Origin of the sequence: Burkholderia arboris, assembly GCF_038723655.1 — a bacterium.
Classification (GTDB): Bacteria; Pseudomonadota; Gammaproteobacteria; order Burkholderiales; family Burkholderiaceae; genus Burkholderia; species Burkholderia arboris.
In genome coordinates, this window is sequence record NZ_CP109821.1 from 2,816,027 (window position 1) to 2,834,538 (window position 18,512).

14 protein-coding genes are annotated in these 18,512 nt (G+C 67.8%); 6 read left to right on the top strand and 8 right to left on the bottom strand.

What is annotated here, in order from left to right; genetic code table 11:
• Window positions 1-84 precede the first annotated feature (84 nt).
• Window positions 85-3,099 carry a phosphoenolpyruvate carboxylase gene (gene ppc / locus OHZ10_RS13220; protein ID WP_342702732.1) on the top strand — a complete coding sequence of 1,005 codons (3,015 nt, stop codon included), beginning with the start codon at window positions 85-87 and terminating at the stop codon, window positions 3,097-3,099.
• Between the two features lie 119 nt (window positions 3,100-3,218).
• On the opposite strand, the gene OHZ10_RS13225 is transcribed toward ppc, so the two are convergent.
• The gene (locus OHZ10_RS13225; RefSeq protein WP_256085181.1) at window positions 3,219-3,971 is read right to left on the bottom strand and encodes a class I SAM-dependent methyltransferase; all 753 of its coding nucleotides are present in this window, start codon (window positions 3,969-3,971) and stop codon (window positions 3,219-3,221) included.
• Window positions 3,972-4,189: 218 nt separating this feature from the next.
• Between OHZ10_RS13225 and OHZ10_RS13230 the strand changes: the two genes are divergently transcribed.
• The 3 genes from OHZ10_RS13230 (at window position 4,190) to OHZ10_RS13240 (ending at window position 7,292) form a co-directional block, all read left to right on the top strand.
• Entirely contained in the window at window positions 4,190-4,999 is an 810-nt protein-coding gene (locus OHZ10_RS13230) for a helix-turn-helix transcriptional regulator (RefSeq protein ID WP_059233472.1), read from the top strand.
• A 103-nt stretch (window positions 5,000-5,102) separates the two neighbouring features.
• The gene (argH, locus tag OHZ10_RS13235) at window positions 5,103-6,512 is read left to right on the top strand and encodes an argininosuccinate lyase (RefSeq protein WP_059233471.1); all 1,410 of its coding nucleotides are present in this window, start codon (window positions 5,103-5,105) and stop codon (window positions 6,510-6,512) included.
• A gap of 96 nt (window positions 6,513-6,608) precedes the next feature.
• Complete coding sequence (locus OHZ10_RS13240) at window positions 6,609-7,292, top strand: HAD family hydrolase (protein ID WP_059236646.1); 684 nt, start codon at window positions 6,609-6,611, stop codon at window positions 7,290-7,292.
• A gap of 80 nt (window positions 7,293-7,372) precedes the next feature.
• Here OHZ10_RS13240 and OHZ10_RS13245 read toward each other — a convergent pair whose 3' ends face one another.
• From OHZ10_RS13245 to apbC, 5 genes are all read right to left on the bottom strand, one after another.
• Window positions 7,373-8,197: a lysozyme inhibitor LprI family protein gene (locus tag OHZ10_RS13245; RefSeq protein ID WP_342702733.1), complete on the bottom strand. Its 825-nt coding sequence runs from the start codon at window positions 8,195-8,197 to the stop codon at window positions 7,373-7,375.
• Window positions 8,197-10,476, bottom strand: a complete 2,280-nt coding sequence (locus OHZ10_RS13250) for an arginine/lysine/ornithine decarboxylase (RefSeq protein WP_059233469.1) — start codon at window positions 10,474-10,476, stop codon at window positions 8,197-8,199. Before OHZ10_RS13250 ends, OHZ10_RS13245 begins: the two co-directional genes overlap by 1 nt.
• 81 nt (window positions 10,477-10,557) lie before the next feature.
• A complete protein-coding gene (gene dcd / locus OHZ10_RS13255; protein WP_006398615.1) occupies window positions 10,558-11,127 on the bottom strand; it encodes a dCTP deaminase in 570 nt (189 codons plus the stop codon).
• A 112-nt stretch (window positions 11,128-11,239) separates the two neighbouring features.
• Window positions 11,240-11,776 (bottom strand): superoxide dismutase [Cu-Zn], encoded by a 537-nt coding sequence (gene sodC, locus OHZ10_RS13260; protein ID WP_059233468.1) that lies wholly within the window; start codon window positions 11,774-11,776, stop codon window positions 11,240-11,242.
• 133 nt (window positions 11,777-11,909) lie between these two features.
• On the bottom strand, window positions 11,910-13,001 hold the full coding sequence (apbC, locus tag OHZ10_RS13265) for an iron-sulfur cluster carrier protein ApbC (RefSeq protein WP_059233467.1): 1,092 nt from the start codon (window positions 12,999-13,001) through the stop codon (window positions 11,910-11,912).
• 348 nt (window positions 13,002-13,349) lie between these two features.
• On the opposite strand from apbC, the gene OHZ10_RS13270 reads away from it, so the two are divergent.
• Window positions 13,350-13,994, top strand: a complete 645-nt coding sequence (locus tag OHZ10_RS13270; protein WP_059233466.1) for an OmpA family protein — start codon at window positions 13,350-13,352, stop codon at window positions 13,992-13,994.
• Window positions 13,995-14,370: 376 nt separating this feature from the next.
• The gene (gene metG, locus OHZ10_RS13275; RefSeq protein ID WP_342702735.1) at window positions 14,371-16,527 is read left to right on the top strand and encodes a methionine--tRNA ligase; all 2,157 of its coding nucleotides are present in this window, start codon (window positions 14,371-14,373) and stop codon (window positions 16,525-16,527) included.
• 118 nt (window positions 16,528-16,645) lie between these two features.
• Here metG and OHZ10_RS13280 read toward each other — a convergent pair whose 3' ends face one another.
• Together OHZ10_RS13280 and OHZ10_RS13285 are read right to left on the bottom strand one after the other, a co-directional pair.
• Window positions 16,646-17,662, bottom strand: a complete 1,017-nt coding sequence (locus tag OHZ10_RS13280; RefSeq protein ID WP_342702736.1) for a methyltransferase — start codon at window positions 17,660-17,662, stop codon at window positions 16,646-16,648.
• Window positions 17,659-18,381 carry a hypothetical protein gene (locus OHZ10_RS13285; protein WP_174992949.1) on the bottom strand — a complete coding sequence of 241 codons (723 nt, stop codon included), beginning with the start codon at window positions 18,379-18,381 and terminating at the stop codon, window positions 17,659-17,661. The genes OHZ10_RS13280 and OHZ10_RS13285 overlap by 4 nt, the downstream gene beginning before the upstream one ends.
• Between the last annotated feature and the right edge of the window lie 131 nt (window positions 18,382-18,512).

The following is an 18,512-nucleotide window of genomic DNA, read 5'->3' on the forward strand; positions in this document are numbered from 1 at the left end:
TGCCGCACGTAGCTGGTTGCTTGACCGCAGTTCCCGCAGTTTCCGCAGTTCCTTTTGACTCGAGCTTTCCCAAGGAAACCCATCGTGAAGTCTTCCGGATCGGCGCGCACGGCGCGCCGCAATGCTGCCCTGTCCTCCTCCGACGCCTCGACGGACACCGTCGCCACCGCCGCGAACGGCCGTGCGAAAACGGCAACGAAACCGAAAGACCCGATACGTCAGACAAAACGCGCGCCCCGAGCCGCCGGCCCCGCTGCCCGCAAGGCCGCCGCGCCGAAGGCCGGCACGCGCACGCGCGACGACAAGGACGGCCCGCTGTTCGAGGACATCCGCTTCCTCGGCCGTCTGCTCGGCGACGTCGTGCGCGAACAGGAAGGCGATACGGTATTCGACGTCGTCGAAACGATCCGCCAGACCGCGGTCAAGTTCCGCCGCGAGGACGACAGCGAAGCCGCGCAGACGCTCGAGAAGAAACTGCGCAAGCTGACGCCGGAACAGACGGTGAGCGTCGTGCGCGCGTTCAGCTATTTCTCGCATCTCGCGAACATCGCGGAAGACCGCCATCACAACCGCCGCCGCCGCATCCACGCGCTGGCCGGCTCCGCGCCGCAGCCCGGCACCGTCGCGTACGCGCTCGAACAGCTGAAGACGACCGGCAACGCGTCGAAACGCCTGCTGCAGCGCTTCTTCGACGATGCGCTGATCGTGCCGGTGCTGACCGCGCACCCGACCGAAGTGCAGCGCAAGAGCATCCTCGACGCACAGCACGACATCGCGCGCCTGCTCGCCGAACGCGACCAGGAACTGACCGCACGCGAGCGCCAGTACAACGAAGCGATGCTACGCGCGCGCGTGACCGCGCTGTGGCAGACGCGCATGCTGCGCGACTCGCGCCTGACGGTCGGCGACGAGATCGAGAACGCGCTGTCGTACTACCGCGCGACGTTCCTCGACGAACTGCCCGCGCTCTACGGCGACATCGAGGCCGCGCTCGCCGAGCACGGCCTGTCCGCCCGCGTGCCCGCGTTCTTCCAGATGGGCAGCTGGATCGGCGGCGACCGCGACGGCAACCCGAACGTGACCGCGCCGACGCTCGACGAAGCGATCAACCGCCAGGCCGCGGTGATCCTCGAGCACTACCTGGAACAGGTGCACAAGCTCGGCGCCGAGCTCTCGGTGTCGAACCTGCTCGTCGGCGCGAACGACGCGGTGAAGGCGCTGGCGGCCGCATCGCCCGACCAGTCGCCGCACCGCGTCGACGAACCGTATCGCCGCGCGCTGATCGGCATCTACACGCGGCTCGCCGCGAGCGCGCGCGTGCGCGTCGGCGAAGGCACGGTGCCCGTGCGCAGCGCGGGTCGCGGCGCGCCGCCCGTGCGCGCGATCCCGTATGCGGATTCCGAGGCGTTCGTCGCCGACCTGAAGGTGCTGACCGCGTCGCTCGACGAGCACCACGGCACGTCGCTCGCCGCGCCGCGCCTCGCGCCGCTCGTGCGCGCGGCCGAAGTGTTCGGCTTCCATCTCGCGAGCATCGACCTGCGCCAGAGCTCCGACATCCACGAAGCGGTGGTCGCCGAGCTGTTCGCGCGCGCGGGCGTCGAGGCCGACTACGCGGCGCTCGCCGAGGAAGACAAGCTGCGCGTGCTGCTCGCCGCGCTCGCCGATCCGCGCCCGCTGCGCTCGCCGTACTTCGAATACTCGGCACTCGCGCAAAGCGAGCTCGGCGTGTTCGAGAAGGCGCGCGAAGTCCGCGCGCAATTCGGCGCGCGCGCGGTGCGCAACTACATCATCTCGCATACGGAAACCGTCAGCGACCTCGTCGAGGTGCTGCTGCTGCAGAAGGAGACGGGCCTGCTCGAAGGCACGCTCGGCGTGCCGGGCAGCGACGCGAGGAACAGCCTGATGGTGATCCCGCTGTTCGAGACGATCCCCGACCTGCGCGACGCGTCGCGCATCATGCGCGACTACTTCGCACTGCCGGGCATCGACACGCTGATCGCGCACCAGGGCGCCGAACAGGAAGTGATGCTCGGCTACTCGGACAGCAACAAGGACGGCGGCTTCCTCACGTCGAACTGGGAGCTGTATCGCGCGGAACTCGCGCTCGTCGACCTGTTCCGCGAGCGCAAGATCACGCTGCGGCTGTTCCACGGCCGGGGCGGCACGGTCGGCCGCGGGGGCGGCCCGACCTACCAGGCAATCCTGTCGCAGCCGCCGGGCACCGTGAACGGCCAGATCCGCCTGACCGAACAGGGCGAGGTGATCGCGAGCAAGTTCTCGAACCCGTCGATCGGCCGCCGGAACCTCGAGACGGTCGTCGCCGCAACGCTCGAAGCGTCGCTGCTGCCGCAGTCGAACGCGCCGGCGCAGTTGCCCGCGTTCGAAGCCGCGATGCAGACGCTGTCCGACTCGGCGATGGCCGCCTACCGCGCGCTCGTCTATGAAACCCCGGGCTTCACCGACTACTTCTTCTCGTCGACGCCGATCACCGAGATCGCCGAGCTGAACATCGGCAGCCGCCCGGCATCGCGCAAGCTGCAGGATCCGAAGCAGCGCAAGATCGAGGATCTTCGCGCGATTCCGTGGGGCTTCTCGTGGGGCCAGTGCCGGCTGCTGCTGACCGGCTGGTACGGCTTCGGCAGCGCGGTGAGCGCGTATCTCGACAGCGCGCAGGACGACACCGAGCGCACGAAGCGCGTCGCGCTGCTGAAGAAGATGAACAAGACCTGGCCGTTCTTCTCGAACCTGCTGTCGAACATGGACATGGTGCTCGCGAAGACCGATCTCGCGGTCGCGTCGCGCTACGCGCAGCTCGTGTCCGATCGCAAGCTGCGCAAGCACGTGTTCGAGCGGATCGTCGCGGAATGGGAGCGCACGTCGCACGCGCTCGCGGAAATCACCGGGCACGAAGGCCGCCTCGCGACCAACCCGCTGCTCGCGCGCTCGATCAAGAACCGCTTCCCGTATCTCGACCCGCTGAACCACCTGCAGGTCGAGCTGATCAAGCGTCACCGTGCGGGCGACACGAACGCGCGGCTGCGCCGCGGGATTCACCTGACGATCAACGGGATCGCGGCCGGCCTGCGCAACACCGGCTGATCCGCAGGCGGCGCGGGCTCGCTCCGCGCCGGCCCGCATCGTGAAAGCCGCGATACGCGAGTAGGCGTATCGCGGCTTTTTTCATGCTGCCGCGTAACGGCGCAGAACGCGCCACCCGCTCAATGCGCGTCGATCAGCAGCGCGTCGTGCTCGAACGAACCGTCGGGCTGCACCGCGTAATAGCCGCGCACCTCGTCCGGCGCATGCGCCCACAATGCGCGAATGCCGGTCACGCTGTCGGCCGGCGTGCGGATGCGCGCAACCCACGTCTCGAAATCGATCGGCAGCCGCCAGCGGCTGTGCACCTGCGCGTCGAAGCCGGCCTCGCGGAACATCGCGAGCCATTCGTCGGCGCGGTAGTCGCGCACGTGCGACGCGTCGCGCAACACTTCCGCCGCCTGCAGGTACGTGTCGAGAAGCGGATGATCGTTGCCCGCGATGTCGATCATCAGCACGCGGCCGCCCGGTTTCAGCACGCGGCGCACCTCGGCGAGCGCCGCGCGCATGTCGTGCCAGTGATGCGCGCTCATCCGGCTCACGACCCAGTCGAACGTCGCCGTGTCGAACGGCAGCCGCTCGGCCGGGCCCTGCTGCGTGCGGATGTTCGCGAGCCCGCGTTCGCGCGCGGCCGCATCGACGGTCGCGAGCATCGGCGCGGCCAGATCGTAGGCGACCACGTCGCGCACGTGCGGCGCGACCGCGAAGCTCGCATGGCCGGCGCCGCAGCCGAGATCGAGCACCGCGGCATCGGGTGTCGCGCTCACCGCGTCGGCGAGCGTCTGCAGGTCGGCGCCCGTCGCATGAACCGTGCTCGTCAGATAGGCGGCGGCCGTCGTGCCGAATGCGTCGGCGACCTGGTCGTGGTGTTTCATCGTTCGCTCCTTTCCTTGATGCAGTCGCCCGGTGTTGGCGCTTCAGCGCGCGTTCCGGCCCCGTGCAACGCGTTTTGTGGGACGCCCGCTGCCCTGCCAGCGCGCGAGACGCTACAATAGGCCCACGCCTGTACCAGTACAAGTTAAGCAGTTATTCTGGTATTCGATCCACCTGTCTGAACGTTGCCGCGTCCTCGTATCCATTTCGCCGTTCCCGCATGAACCAGCCGCCCTCCGCCCCCGTCCCGCCGCTCGACGCCACGCCCGCCCGCGCGCTCGGCGAATTCATCCGCGCTCACCGCGAGCGGCTGTCGCCGCAGGCCGTCGGCCTGCCGCCCGGCCCGCGCCGCCGCACGCCGGGGCTGCGGCGCGAGGAAGTCGCGCAACTGTGCGGCGTCAGCCCGACCTGGTACACGTGGATCGAACAGGGCCGCCCGGTGTCCGCGTCGGCCGACGCGCTCGCGCGGATCGCCGTCGCGCTGCAGCTGTCGAAGGCCGAACGCGCGTACCTGTTCGAGCTGGCCGCGCAGCGCGACCCGGCCGAGCCCGACGTCGCGGGCGGCGACCTGCCGCCGACGCTCGCCGCGACCGTCGCGGCGATCGCGACGCCTGCCTACGTGCTCGACCGCCAATGGAACGCGCTCGCGTGGAATGCGCCGGCCGCCGCGCTCTTTTCCGGCTGGCTCGACGGCGAGCACGATCGCAACCTGCTGCGCTTCACGTTCATGTCGCCGGCCGCGCGCACGCTGATCGTCGACTGGGAAACCCGCGCCCGGCGTCTCGCGGCCGAATTCCGCGCCGATTCGATCCGCCACCTGGCCGACGCGCCGACGCGCGCGCTGATCGACGCGCTGACCGCCGGCAGCGACGCATTCGCGCAGTACTGGGCGTCGCAGGACGTGTTCGAACGCGAAGGCGGGCTGCGCGAATTCGACCATCCGGCCGACGGCCGCCTCGTGTACCAGCAGATCACGCTAAAGCCCGCGCACCGCGAGGACCTGAAGCTCGTCGTGCTGGTGCGCGACTGAGCGGGCCGGCCCGCGCGGGCCACGGCCGGCAGGCCCGCGAATGCTAGAATTGCGGGATTCCCTCGGCGGCGCACGCTGCCCAACTCCCCTTCGAAGAATCGCCATGACGTCCCAACTGCACAAAAAGGGCGAGGCCTGGTCGGCCCGCTTCTCGGAACCGATGTCGGAACTGGTCAAGCGCTACACGTCGTCGGTGTTTTTCGACAAGCGCCTCGCGCTCGTCGACATCGCCGGCTCGCTCGCGCACGCGAACATGCTCGCCGCGCAGAAGATCATCAGCGCCGACGACCTGGCCGCGATCGAACGCGGGATGGCGCAGATCAAGGGCGAGATCGAGCGCGGCGAATTCGAATGGCAGCTCGACCTGGAAGACGTCCACCTGAACATCGAGGCGCGCCTGACCGCGCTGATCGGCGACGCGGGCAAGCGCCTGCACACGGGCCGCTCGCGCAACGACCAGGTCGCGACCGACATCCGCCTGTGGCTGCGCGGCGAGATCGACCGCATCGGCGGCCTGCTGAACGACCTGCGCGGCGCGCTGGTCGACCTCGCGGAACAGAACGCCGACACGATCATGCCGGGCTTCACGCACCTGCAGGTCGCGCAACCCGTCACGTTCGGCCACCACCTGCTCGCGTACGTCGAGATGTTCACGCGCGACGCGGAACGCATGCGCGACTGCCGCACGCGCGTGAACCGCCTGCCGCTCGGCGCGGCCGCGCTCGCGGGCACGAGCTACCCGATCGACCGTCATGCCGTGGCGAAGACGCTCGGCTTCGACGGCATCTGCGCGAACTCGCTCGACGCGGTGTCCGATCGCGACTTCGCGATCGAATTCACGGCGGCCTCGGCGCTCGTGATGACGCACGTGTCGCGCTTCTCCGAAGAACTCGTGCTGTGGATGAGCCCGCGCGTCGGCTTCATCGACATCGCCGACCGCTTCTGCACCGGCAGCTCGATCATGCCGCAGAAGAAGAACCCGGACGTGCCCGAGCTCGCGCGCGGCAAGACCGGCCGCGTGAACGGCCACCTGATGGCGCTGCTGACGCTGATGAAGGGCCAGCCGCTCGCGTACAACAAGGACAACCAGGAAGACAAGGAACCGCTGTTCGACACGGTCGACACCGTCGCCGACACGCTGCGGATCTTCGCCGAGATGGTTGCCGGCATCACCGTGAAGCCGGACGCGATGCGTGCGGCCGCGCTGCAGGGCTTCTCGACCGCGACCGACCTCGCCGACTACCTCGTGAAGCGCGGCCTGCCGTTCCGCGATGCGCACGAAGCCGTCGCGCATGCCGTGAAGATCTGCGACGACCGCGGCATCGATCTCGCCGACCTGACGCTCGACGAGATGAAGCAGGATCTGCCGAACGTCGCGCACCTGATCGGCGACGACGTGTTCGGCTACCTGACGCTCGAGGGGTCGGTCGCGAGCCGCAACCACCCGGGCGGCACCGCACCCGACCAGGTGCGCGCGGCCGTCAAGGCAGCCCGCGCCGCACTCGGCCGGTAACCGCCTGCTGTTCCGGACGGACGCCTTCGGCGTCCGTTTTTCATTCGGGCGGCCGTCACGCCGCCCGTCGCCTGCCCCGCTTCACGGATGCCGCCGATGACCTTTTCCGCCGCGCTCTTCGACATGGACGGCCTGCTCGTCGATTCCGAGCGGACCATCATGAACACGTGGATCGACGTGTCGAATGCACACGGTGTCGCGCTGACCGTCGCCGACTACCTGCAGATCGTCGGCCGTTCGTTCGCCGAAGGCCAGGTCATCCTGGCGCGGCTGATCGGCAACCCCGATACGTTCGACGCCGTGCGCACCCGCGTGCGCGAACAGCTCGCGGCGCCCGAGCCGCATCCGAAGTTTCCGCTGAAACCGGGCGCGTTCGCGCTGCTCGATGCACTCGCGCAGGCCGGCATTCCGTGCGCGGTCGCGTCGTCGTCCGCCGGCGACGTGATCCGTGCGCGGCTCGACGCGGTCGGCGTGCTGCCGTTCTTCCGTGCGATCGCGGGCGGCGACGAAGTCGCGCGCGGCAAGCCCGATCCGGCCGTCTACCGGCTCGCGGCCGAACGCCTCGGCGTGCCGGCCCACGCGTGCGTCGCGTTCGAGGACAGCGACTTCGGCGCGCAGTCGGCCGCCGGCGCCGGCGCATCGGTCGTCACCGTGCCCGATCTGAAGGCGCCGACGCCCGAAATCATCGCGCTGAGCCTGCACGTGCTCGCGTCGCTCGACGATGCGGTCGCGCTCGTGCCGTCGTGGTTCGGCCTGCAGGGTACGTCGCAGCCCGCGTAATCGGCCACCGCGCCATGCAAAACGGGCACCCGAGGGTGCCCGTTTTGTCGTGTCGCCAACCTGCCGGCGTCGCACCGGCCTTACTGGTTGCCGGCCGTCTCCGACAGACGCTTCATCGTCGCGATGCGCGCGCCGATCAGGTCGACGCGCCCGTCCTCGCCGACGAGCGGCGCCGTCGCGTCGCGGAACGCCATCCACGCACGCTGTGCGCGGACGAGCGTCGCGGCCGAATGCACAGGCATCTTGCGGCGCAGTTTCTGGTAATAGCGGTTCAGGTCGAATATCGCGTGCTCGCATGCGGCATCCTGCGCACAGGGCCGCACACGGCGCACGGCCGGATCGCGCGGTGCGTTCGCCGGCTTGCCGCCGGCCGGCGCGGCCGCCGCGCCTGCACCACCCTGCGCGCCGCTCGTCGCCGCGACCGGTACCGCGGCGGGCGGCTGCGGCGCATAGCGATCGGCTGCGCCGCGCAGCGCCAGCGCGCGATCGCGCACCGGCTGCAGCTGCAGATCGGCGCTCGACATCGCATACGCGGTGCCGCGCGTCGTGTCGTACACGGCCTTCAGCAGATGCACTTCGTCCTTGCGCCACGTGAGCCAATGGCGCTGGCTGTCCTGCCAGCCGCGCTTCGCATCGGCCGGCGCATCCTTCAACAGGCGCTGGTACGCGCCGTCCATCACGGCCTGCCACTGCTGCTGCGTTTCGCCCATGCACTGGATCTGGCCGGCCGGCGACGACCGGTCGCGCCGCGCGAGGCATTGCCGCATCGCGACGTCGATCGGATCGGCCGCCGCGACTTCCGCGTGCGCGGCGCCCGGCCCTGCCAGCCCCGCCGCGCCAGCCGCCCAGACGACGAGCGCGGCCAGCGCCGCGCGCATCGCCCGGAATCGTCCGTACGTCGCCATCAGTCGCGCACGCAGTCGACGAAGTACTCGACGCGGCCGTTCACCTCTTCCGCGACGAGGCCGTGGATGTCGGTGTGGAAGCCCGGGAAACGCTCGTTGAAGTCGCGCGCGAACCGCAGGTAGTTCATGATCGTCTTGTTGAAGCGCTCGCCCGGAATCAGCAGCGGAATGCCCGGCGGGTACGGCGTGAGCAGGATGCTCGTCACGCGGCCTTCGAGCTCGTCGAGCGGCACGCGGTCGATCTTGCGGTGCGCGAGCTTCGCGAACGCGTCGGACGGCTTCATCGCCGGCTCCATGTCCGACAGGTACATCTCCGTCGTCAGGCGGGCGATGTCGTTCGCGCGGTACACGTCGTGGATCTGCGTGCACAGGTCGCGCAGGCCGACGCGCTCGTAGCGCGGATGCTGTGCGACGAATTCCGGCAGCACGCGCCACAGCGGCTGGTTGTTGTCGTAGTCGTCCTTGAACTGCTGCAGCTCGGTCACCATCGAGTTCCAGCGGCCCTTCGTGATGCCGATCGTGAACATGATGAAGAACGAGTACAGGCCGGTCTTCTCGACGATGATCCCGTGCTCGGCCAGGTACTTCGTGACGATCGCGGCCGGAATGCCCGTCTCGCCGAACTCGCCGTCGACGTCGAGCCCCGGCGTGATGATCGTCGCCTTGATCGGGTCGAGCATGTTGAAGCCTTCCGCCAGCGAGCCGAAGCCGTGCCAGTGGTCGTTCGGCTTCAGCATCCAGTCTTCGCGCGAACCGATGCCTTCCTCGGACAGGTTGTCCGGGCCCCACACGCTGAAGAACCAGTCGTCGCCGTATTCGGCGTCGACCTTGCGCATCGCGCGGCGGAAGTCGATCGCCTCGGCGATCGATTCCTCCACGAGCGCGGTGCCGCCCGGCGGCTCCATCATCGCGGCCGCGACGTCGCACGACGCGATGATCGCGTACTGCGGGCTCGTCGACGTGTGCATCAGGTACGCCTCGTTGAAGCGGTGCTTGTCGAACGTGCGGTTCTCCGAATCCTGCACGACGATCTGCGATGCCTGCGAAATGCCCGCGAGCAGCTTGTGCGTCGAGTGCGTCGCGAACACGAGCGCGCCCGTGCGCGGACGGCCGTCGCCGATCGCGTGCATGTCGCGGTAGAAATCGTGGAACGTCGCGTGCGGCAGCCACGCTTCGTCGAAGTGCAGCGTGTCGAGCAGGTCGCCGAGCAGGTCCTTGATCATCTCGACGTTGTAGACGACGCCGTCGTACGTGCTCTGCGTGATCGTCAGGATCCGCGGCTTCATGTCCGGGTTCTCGCGCATCGCTTCGCGCGCGAACGGGTTCGCCTCGATCTTCTTGCGGATGTTCTCCGGCTTGAATTCGTCGCGCGGAATCGGCCCGATGATGCCGAAGTGGTTGCGCGTCGGCGTCAGGAACACGGGGATCGCGCCCGTCATCGTGATCGCGTGCAGGATCGACTTGTGACAGTTGCGGTCGACCAGCACGATGTCGCCCGGCGCGACCGTCGCGTGCCAGACGATCTTGTTCGACGTCGACGTGCCGTTGGTCACGAAGAACAGGTGGTCGGCGCTGAAGATGCGCGCCGCATTGCGCTCGGACGCCGCGACCGGGCCCGTGTGGTCGAGCAGCTGGCCGAGTTCGTCCACGGCGTTGCAGACGTCCGCGCGCAGCATGTTCTCGCCGAAGAACTGGTGGAACATCTGGCCGAGCGGGTTCTTCAGGAACGCGACGCCGCCCGAGTGGCCCGGGCAGTGCCACGAGTACGAGCCTTCGTCCGCGTACTTGACGAGTTCCTTGAAGAACGGCGGCGCGAGCGAGTCGAGATAGACCTTCGCTTCACGGATGATGTGGCGCGCGACGAACTCCGGCGTGTCCTCGAACATGTGGATGAAGCCGTGCAGTTCGCGCAGGATGTCGTTCGGCAGATGGCGCGACGTGCGCGTCTCGCCGTACAGGAAGATCGGGATGTCCGCGTTGCGGCGGCGCACTTCGGTGACGAACGCGCGCAGCTCGATGATCGCGGTCGCGAGCTCGGGCAGCTCGCCGTCCTGGCCGGTCTCGCCGAGCATGAGTTCGTCGTCGTCGATCGACAGGATGAAGCACGACGCGCGGCTCGACTGCTGCGCGAACGACGTCAGATCGCCGTAGCTCGTGAGGCCGAGGACTTCGACGCCCTCCTTCTCGATCGCTTCGGCCAACGCCCGGATGCCGGAGCCCGAGATGTTCTCGGAGCGGAAATCTTCGTCGATGATGACGACGGGGAAACGAAACTTCATGGGCGATTCTCCAAAAAGAACGACCGCGGCGCGTCACGCGCAGCGGTCACCCGGAAACTGGTGAGACGTTATGCAACCAGATCAGGTTTTCGGCAGCGTGACACCGCGCTGCCCCTGATACTTGCCGCCGCGATCGGCATACGACACGTCGCACACTTCGTCGCTCTCGAAGAAGAGCACCTGTGCGACGCCTTCGTTCGCGTAGATCTTCGCGGGCAGCGGCGTGGTATTCGAGAATTCCAGCGTGACGTAGCCTTCCCACTCGGGTTCGAACGGCGTCACGTTGACGATGATCCCGCAGCGCGCATAGGTCGACTTGCCGAGGCAGACGGTCAGCACGGTGCGCGGGATCCGGAAATATTCGACGGTGCGGGCCAGCGCGAACGAGTTCGGCGGGATGATGCACACGTCGCCCTTGAAATCGACAAACGAACCCTCGTCGAAGTTCTTCGGATCGACGATCGTCGAGTTGATGTTCGTGAAGATCTTGAATTCGTCTGCGCAGCGAATGTCGTAGCCGTAGCTCGACGTGCCGTAGCTGACGATCCGGCGGCCGTCCTCGGACGCGCGGACCTGATCGGGCACGAACGGCTCGATCATTTTGTGCTCTTCGGCCATGCGCCGAATCCATTTGTCGGACTTGATACTCATATCGGGGCGCCAGGAAACGCTGCGTGACAGTCAGGGAGGGCCGCTCGCGCAAGGCAACGGCCGGGAAAGGCGGACATTTTACGCGATCATCGGCCGGCGCACGCGGCGGCCGTCAACGGATCACGCCGCAGGCCAGCGCAGGCCCCGCGCCATGGTGCGGAAACGCCGGGTCGCTCGGGTCGCGGTGCACCAGCGCCGCACGGCTCATCGCCGAGCGCACGCCATCGAGGGCCAGATCGGGCGCGACGATGAAGCCGGCCGCGACGCCGTTCGCATCCGCATGGATGTTGCCGAGATCGCCGGCGACGCGCGCGCCGGCGCGCAGCCGGTCGGCGGCTGGCGCGAACACCTGGCCGGCGCTCGAGCCGTCGCCCGCGTTGCAGTCGCCGCGCTCGTGCACTTGCAGCGCGTGGTCGCTGTTCGGCGGCAGGCCGACCAGGTTGTAGGTCACCTGCACGCCGTCCGGGCGCTCGACGAACGTCACCGCGCCGCGCGCCTGCGCGCCGACCGTCGGCTGCAGTTGTGCATCGGCCCGTTTTTCGTGCGACGAGGAAAAGGAGGTACAGCCGGCCAGCAGGCCCAGCGCGGCGGCGGCCAGCAGCGCGCGCTGCGCGCGGCCGGCGCGCACGCCGTGATGTCGTTGTTTCATTCGATCCTCATGCCGGCTGACGGCCGTTTGACACGACGGCCGCGCCGGGCGGGTAAAGGGACCCGGGAAAAGTCGCCATGATACCGCGCCTCGCGGCGCCGTAAACAGCGTAAGGCCCCGCCCCGCAAGGGTTTTACGTATTTTGAACAACGATCGACGGGAACTTCGACGTCATGTCGCGCGATCGCTCGGCAATTGCCAGCGCGACGCCGCGCGCGATCTCGCGGTAGCGGCGCGCCAGCGCGCCGTCCGGATCGGCCGCCACCGTCGGCGTGCCGCTGTCGGCGCGCTCGCGGATCGCGATGTCGAGCGGCAGGCTGCCGAGCACGTTCACGTCGTAGTCCTTCGCCATCCGCTCGGCCCCGCCGGCGCCGAAGATGTGCTCTTCGTGGCCGCAGTTCGAACAGATGTGGATGCTCATGTTCTCGACGATGCCGAGGATCGGGATCCCGACCTTCTCGAACATCTTCAGGCCCTTCTTCGCGTCGAGCAGCGCGATGTCCTGCGGCGTCGTGACGATCACCGCGCCGGTGACGGGCACGCGCTGCGCGAGCGTGAGCTGGATGTCGCCGGTGCCGGGCGGCATGTCGACGATCAGGTAGTCGAGCTCGCGCCAGTTGGTCTGGCGCAGCAGCTGCTCGAGCGCGGAGGTCGCCATCGGGCCGCGCCACACCATCGGGTTGTCTTCCTCGATCAGGAAGCCGATCGAGTTCGCCTGCAGCCCGTGGCCGACGAGCGGGTTCATCGACTGGTTGTCCGGCGACTCCGGGCGCTGGCCGTGGATGCCGAGCATCGTCGGCAGCGACGGGCCGTAGATGTCCGCGTCGAGGATGCCGACCGACGCGCCTTCCGCGGCCAGCGCGAGCGCGAGGTTCACGGCCGTCGTGCTCTTGCCGACGCCGCCCTTGCCCGACGCGACCGCGACGATGTTCTTCACGTTCGGCAACAGCTTCACGCCACGCTGCACCGTGTGCGCAACGATGTCCTGCGACACCGCGACGCGTGCGTCGCGCACGCCCGGCACGGCCTGGAGCGCGGCGGCGACGCGCGCGCGCACGTCGTCGTGCTGGCTGCGCGCGGGGTAACCGAGCACCACGTCGAGCGTCACGACATCGCCGTCGATCGCGACGTTGCGCACGCCCTTGTTCGCCGCATACGGGCGGCCGGTATTGGGGTCGACGACTGCCGCCAGCGCGGCGTCGACTTGTGCCCGGTCAATGCTCATCGAAACTCCATGAAAACGTTTTTCTCGCGCGCAAACGTCAAAAAATATCAAATTACGCTGCGAAAATCGGGAAAAGTGAAAGAATCTGTTGCATGCCATTGCGCGAACGCGCGGCCCGGCGCACTCTTCGCGTGCGGCACGCTATAGGGCCAAATCGGCCACTAACCGCCTATATTGTAGAGGCTGACGCGTCGCGCTGTCTGAACAGCCACGCTGGCGGACAGGGCATGCGGCCGCCTCGGCGGCTGCCGCAAGCGCCGGGCGACCCTGCTTTTTCGGGTGGTCCGCGCAGGGAGCCGTAACTGTTGTCGTCGTTGTCGACTCGTTCAACCAAGAGAGGAATCCAAGATGAACATGAAAATCGCGACCCGCTTGTCCGTCTTCGCATTGGCCGGCGCACTGCTGGCAGGCTGCGCCACGCAGCAAGGCAACAACACGGCCGTCGGTACCGGCACGGGTGCGGCGCTGGGCGCAGGCATCGGCGCGCTGGCGGGTGGCGGCAAGGGCGCGGCGATCGGCGCAGGCGTCGGCGCACTGGTCGGTGGCGTGACGGGCTACAACTGGCAGGCGATCAAGAACAAGCTCGCGCCGTCGGCAGCGAAGACGGGCACGCAGGTCACCGAGCAGCCGGACGGCTCGCTGAAGCTGAACGTGCCGAGCTCGGTCACGTTCGCGACGAACCAGTACGCGATCACGCCGGCCTTCACGCCGCTGCTGAACGACCTGGCCACGACGCTGAACCAGAACCCGCAAGTCACGGCTTCGATCGTCGGCTACACCGACAGCACGGGCTCGGCGCAGCTGAACCAGACGCTGTCGCAGAACCGCGCGCAAAGCGTCGTGAACGCACTCGCCCAGCGCGGCGTGAACGGCGGCCGCCTGTCGGCCCAGGGCATGGGCCCGTCGAACCCGATCGCGGACAACGCGACCGAAGCCGGCCGCGCACAGAACCGCCGCGTCGAGATCTACCTGCGCGCCGCCCAGGCGCAGTAAGCGCACGACGAGGGGAATACGCGGGCGCGCTGCCCGCGGGGCCCCGCCGGACAAGGCTTCCGGCGGGCCCGGTAACGAATCGAAAAAATTTTCGAACTTCTGTCGCAGGCCGTGGTCAGTATTTACGGTACGTGGCTGGTGTTGCCGGCGCGTCACCATTCTCCTCTTGTCGTTGTTGCTCCGGGGCCGTATCCGCCCCGGTTTTTTTTGCCTGCAAAATGCGTGCTGCAACGCAGCACAACCTCGCCAGGCACGCCGCTTGCGCGGCCCCGCCCCTTCCGGCGCCCGGTCCGCGGCGCCGGCTCGCATCGCCGGCCCGCGCCCCTGCTAGAATCGCACTTTCCCGTTGTTTTTCCGCTGTTCCTCTACAGACCCTATGTCCGCATCCGACCTCACTTCCGTGCAGGCTGCGGCGCCGCAAGGCGGCCGCCAGATCCTCGTAACGTCCGCACTGCCCTATGCCAACGGGCAGATCCACATCGGCCACCTGGTCGAGTACATCCAGACCGACATCTGGGTGCGGACGCTGCGAATGCATGGCCATGAGGTCTACTACATCGGCGCCGACGACACGCACGGCACGCCGATCATGCTGCGCGCGGAGAAGGAAGGCCTGACCCCGAAGCAGCTGATCGATCGCGTGTGGACCGAACACAAGCGCGACTTCGACAGCTTCGGCGTGTCGTTCGACAATTTCTACTCGACCGACTCGGACGAGAACCGCGTGCTGAGCGAGAAGATCTACCTCGCGCTGCAGGACGCCGGCCTGATCGCCGAGCGCGAGATCGAGCAGGCGTACGATCCCGTCAAGGAAATGTTCCTGCCGGACCGCTTCATCAAGGGCGAGTGCCCGAAGTGCCACGCGAAGGATCAATACGGCGACAACTGCGAAGTGTGCGGCTCGACCTACCTGCCGACCGAACTGCTGAACCCGTACTCGGTCGTGTCAGGCGCGACGCCGGTGCGCAAGACCTCGAAGCACTACTTCTTCCGCCTGTCCGACCCGCGCTGCGAGTCGTTCCTGCGCGATTGGGTGAGCGGCCTCGCACAGCCCGAAGCAACCAACAAGATGCGCGAGTGGCTCGGCGATGCCGGCGAAGCCAAGCTCGCCGACTGGGACATCTCGCGCGACGCGCCGTACTTCGGCTTCGAGATCCCGGGCGCGCCCGGCAAGTACTTCTACGTGTGGCTCGACGCGCCGGTCGGCTACTACGCGAGCTTCAAGAACCTGTGCGACCGCAACGGCGTCGACTTCGACGCGTGGATCCGGCCGGGCTCGAAGGCCGAGCAGTACCACTTCATCGGCAAGGACATCCTGTACTTCCACACGCTGTTCTGGCCCGCGATGCTCGAGTTCTCGGGCCACCGCACGCCGACCAACGTGTTCGCGCACGGCTTCCTGACGGTCGACGGCGCGAAGATGTCGAAGTCGCGCGGCACGTTCATCACCGCGCAGAGCTATATCGACACGGGCCTGAACCCCGAGTGGCTGCGCTACTACTTCGCCGCGAAGCTGAACGCGACGATGGAAGACATCGACCTGAACCTCGACGATTTCCAGGCGCGCGTGAACAGCGATCTCGTCGGCAAGTACGTGAACATCGCGAGCCGCGCGGCGGGCTTCCTGATCAAGCGTTTCGACGGCCGCGTGCAGGACAGCGCGATGAATCACCCGCTCGTCGCGAAGCTGCGCGATGCGATTCCACAGATCGCCGCGAACTACGAAGCACGCGAATACGGCCGCGCGCTGCGCCACACGATGGAACTCGCGGATGAAGTGAACGCGTACGTCGATGGCGCAAAGCCGTGGGATCTCGCGAAGGATCCGGCCAACGCGGTCGCGCTGCACGAGACCTGCAGCGTGAGCCTCGAGTCGTTCCGTCTGCTGTCGCTCGCACTGAAGCCGGTGATGCCGCGTGTCGCCGAAGCGGTCGAGGCGTTCTTCGGGATCGCGCCGCTCGCATGGGCCGACGCCGCGAAGCCGCTGTCGTCGGAGCAGCCGATCAAGGCTTACCAGCACCTGATGACGCGCGTCGATCCGAAGCAGATCGAAGCGCTGCTCGCCGCGAACCGCGATTCGCTGCAGGCCGAGGCAACCGGCGCGGCCGCCGCGAGCGCCAATGCCGCGAAGGACGCGAAGAACAATGCCAAGGCGAACGCGAAGCAGGCGGTCGTGAACGGCGCCGACGACGCGCCGATCTCGATCGACGATTTCGCGAAGATCGACCTGCGCATCGCGAAAATCGTCGCGTGCCAGGCCGTCGAGGGCTCGGACAAGCTGCTGCAGCTCACGCTCGACGTCGGCGAGGAAAAGACCCGCAACGTGTTCTCGGGCATCAAGTCCGCTTACCAGCCCGAGCAACTCGTCGGCAAGCTGACGGTGATGGTTGCGAACCTCGCGCCGCGCAAGATGAAGTTCGGCCTGTCCGAAGGGATGGTGCTCGCCGCATCGGCCACCGACGAGAAGGCGGAACCGGGCCTCTACATCCTCGAGCCGCACAGCGGCGCGAAGCCCGGCATGCGCGTGAAGTAAGCCGCACGCGCTGCTTGCGAAGAAAAAGCCCCGCACGATTCGTGCGGGGCTTTTTCATGTCTGCGTGTCGCCAGGTTCGTGCACCGCCTCTCCGCGACAAGCGCCCTTACCGGCATCGTCACGGCTTACGGCCCGTCACGAGGCTATGATCGCCGAAACTCGGCACGGTTTCGATCGACACGAATCCGGCGTCCGCGAGCAGCGCTTCGAGCTCGCGCGCCGAGTACTGCTCGCCCTGTGTCCACCCGAGCATCATCAGGCTGTATGCGGGTGCCGCGAGCGGGCCACGCTTGTCGTCGCGGTAAAGCACTTCGTGCAGCACGATGCGGCCACGAGGCGGCAACGCGTCGAAGCTCTTGCGGGCGAGGAACGCGTTGCGCCCGGCTGGCCAGTCGTGAAAGATATTCGAATAGAAATGCAGGTCGGCGTCCGGAAACGGATCGCACCACATGTCGCCGGGATGCAGGGTCACCCGCGCCTGCCACGGCGGCGCGGCAACGAAGTGCGCGGCCAGTTCGCACCCGGTCGGCAGATCGAAAAGCGTCGCGCGCAGCGCCGGCCATGCCGCCAGCGCCCCCTTGATGTGCGCGCCGGAACCCCCGCCGATGTCGAGCATGTGCCGATGCGCGCCGAGATCGATGCGCGTCGGCCACACGGGCGCATGCGACGCGCTCAGGCTCTCCATCGCACGCATGAAGCGCAACCCGAGTTCGACCTGCTGCTCATGCGTGCGGAAGATGTCCGCATCGCCGTACGCGCATGGCGCGTCGCGTCGCAACGCGGCCTCGAGCCCGGCCACCGAGAACGTCTCGGCGTTGTCGTACATCAGGTCCCAGAACGCGCCGAAGTACGTCGGACTCCGTTCAAGCAGCAGGTCCTCGCCGAGCGACGTCAGCGCATAGCGATTGGCGTCGCACTGCACGAAACCCAGCGCAACCGCGAGATTCGCCAGCGCCTCGGTCGGCCGGCGCGCGAGCCCGAGCGCGTCGCCGAGTGCGGCGACGGTCGCAGGCCCCTCGTCGAGGCGACGAAACAGGCCGAGCCGGTGCGCGATCAGCATTGCGGGTCCGACGAACAGGCCGCGGGCGATATCGTATGCGGCGCGGTCGTCGTGACGCGGCAGCGCGGCACTCATGGCAGGCTCCGCGCAACCGGCACGATATCGGCCCCAGCCGCGGCCATATCGATCTGCGTCGCCGCTTCGTGCGTCCACGCGGCAAACGCACGGAACACACGATCGACAAGCGCGATGCAGCGCGCGCGGCTGTCGCCGCCCAGCGCGATCGACGCCAGTTCCGCGTGCTCGCCGTTCTGCAGGTGGCCCGACTCGAGTGCGAAATGAAACGCCCCGAGGTAACGCAGCTCGCGCCCCGTCTGCGCACGCACCTGCGCGGCCACATGCGTCGTCAGCGAAAACAGCACGTTGCCGGTTTCCTCGATCGCTTCGATGACGGCAAGGCGCTCGACGCCGTCCGCGTCGCCGACGATCGCGCACAGCTCGTACATCAGCAGACGGCTACGATGGGTGTGCTCGCTCCACAGCATGCGCAGCGTATCGATCAGCGTCGTCGCATCGTTCCAGCCCAGCGTCTCGACATCCTCGAGAAACCACGGCCAGTGATGATCGTCCTCGCGCGTATGCGCGTTCACGCGCGCCTGGTACGCGTCGGCCGGCGGCTCCGCACGCAGCACGTAGCGATTCAGGTCGCCGAACGCCATCACGAAGAACATGAAGCCGCGCACGAACTCGAGCCGCACGAGCGGCGGCAGGCGATCGTCGCGCAGCCGGTCGAACAGCGGAAGATTTTCGTAGTCCTCTCTGTTCCGCCTCACATGAGCCAGTACCGCTTTCATCGGCGTGCTCCTGCGTGACGCCATCGACGCAGACGTGACGCGTCCGGCCGGCCGCGCGCCCGCCGATCATGCCGCTTCCGTGCCCATTGCGTATCGTTGACGAAATCGAAACGCCCGCGCGTATTGCGTCG

Coding starts and splice junctions, on each gene's coding strand:
- OHZ10_RS13225 (WP_256085181.1), bottom strand. CDS start 3,971: ATGAAACACCACGACCAGGTCGCCGACGCATTCGGCACGACGGCCGCC.
- OHZ10_RS13230 (WP_059233472.1), top strand. CDS start 4,190: ATGAACCAGCCGCCCTCCGCCCCCGTCCCGCCGCTCGACGCCACGCCC.
- argH (WP_059233471.1), top strand. CDS start 5,103: ATGACGTCCCAACTGCACAAAAAGGGCGAGGCCTGGTCGGCCCGCTTC.
- OHZ10_RS13240 (WP_059236646.1), top strand. CDS start 6,609: ATGACCTTTTCCGCCGCGCTCTTCGACATGGACGGCCTGCTCGTCGAT.
- OHZ10_RS13245 (WP_342702733.1), bottom strand. CDS start 8,197: ATGGCGACGTACGGACGATTCCGGGCGATGCGCGCGGCGCTGGCCGCG.
- OHZ10_RS13250 (WP_059233469.1), bottom strand. CDS start 10,476: ATGAAGTTTCGTTTCCCCGTCGTCATCATCGACGAAGATTTCCGCTCC.
- dcd (WP_006398615.1), bottom strand. CDS start 11,127: ATGAGTATCAAGTCCGACAAATGGATTCGGCGCATGGCCGAAGAGCAC.
- sodC (WP_059233468.1), bottom strand. CDS start 11,776: ATGAAACAACGACATCACGGCGTGCGCGCCGGCCGCGCGCAGCGCGCG.
- apbC (WP_059233467.1), bottom strand. CDS start 13,001: ATGAGCATTGACCGGGCACAAGTCGACGCCGCGCTGGCGGCAGTCGTC.
- OHZ10_RS13270 (WP_059233466.1), top strand. CDS start 13,350: ATGAACATGAAAATCGCGACCCGCTTGTCCGTCTTCGCATTGGCCGGC.
- metG (WP_342702735.1), top strand. CDS start 14,371: ATGTCCGCATCCGACCTCACTTCCGTGCAGGCTGCGGCGCCGCAAGGC.
- OHZ10_RS13280 (WP_342702736.1), bottom strand. CDS start 17,662: ATGAGTGCCGCGCTGCCGCGTCACGACGACCGCGCCGCATACGATATC.
- OHZ10_RS13285 (WP_174992949.1), bottom strand. CDS start 18,381: ATGAAAGCGGTACTGGCTCATGTGAGGCGGAACAGAGAGGACTACGAA.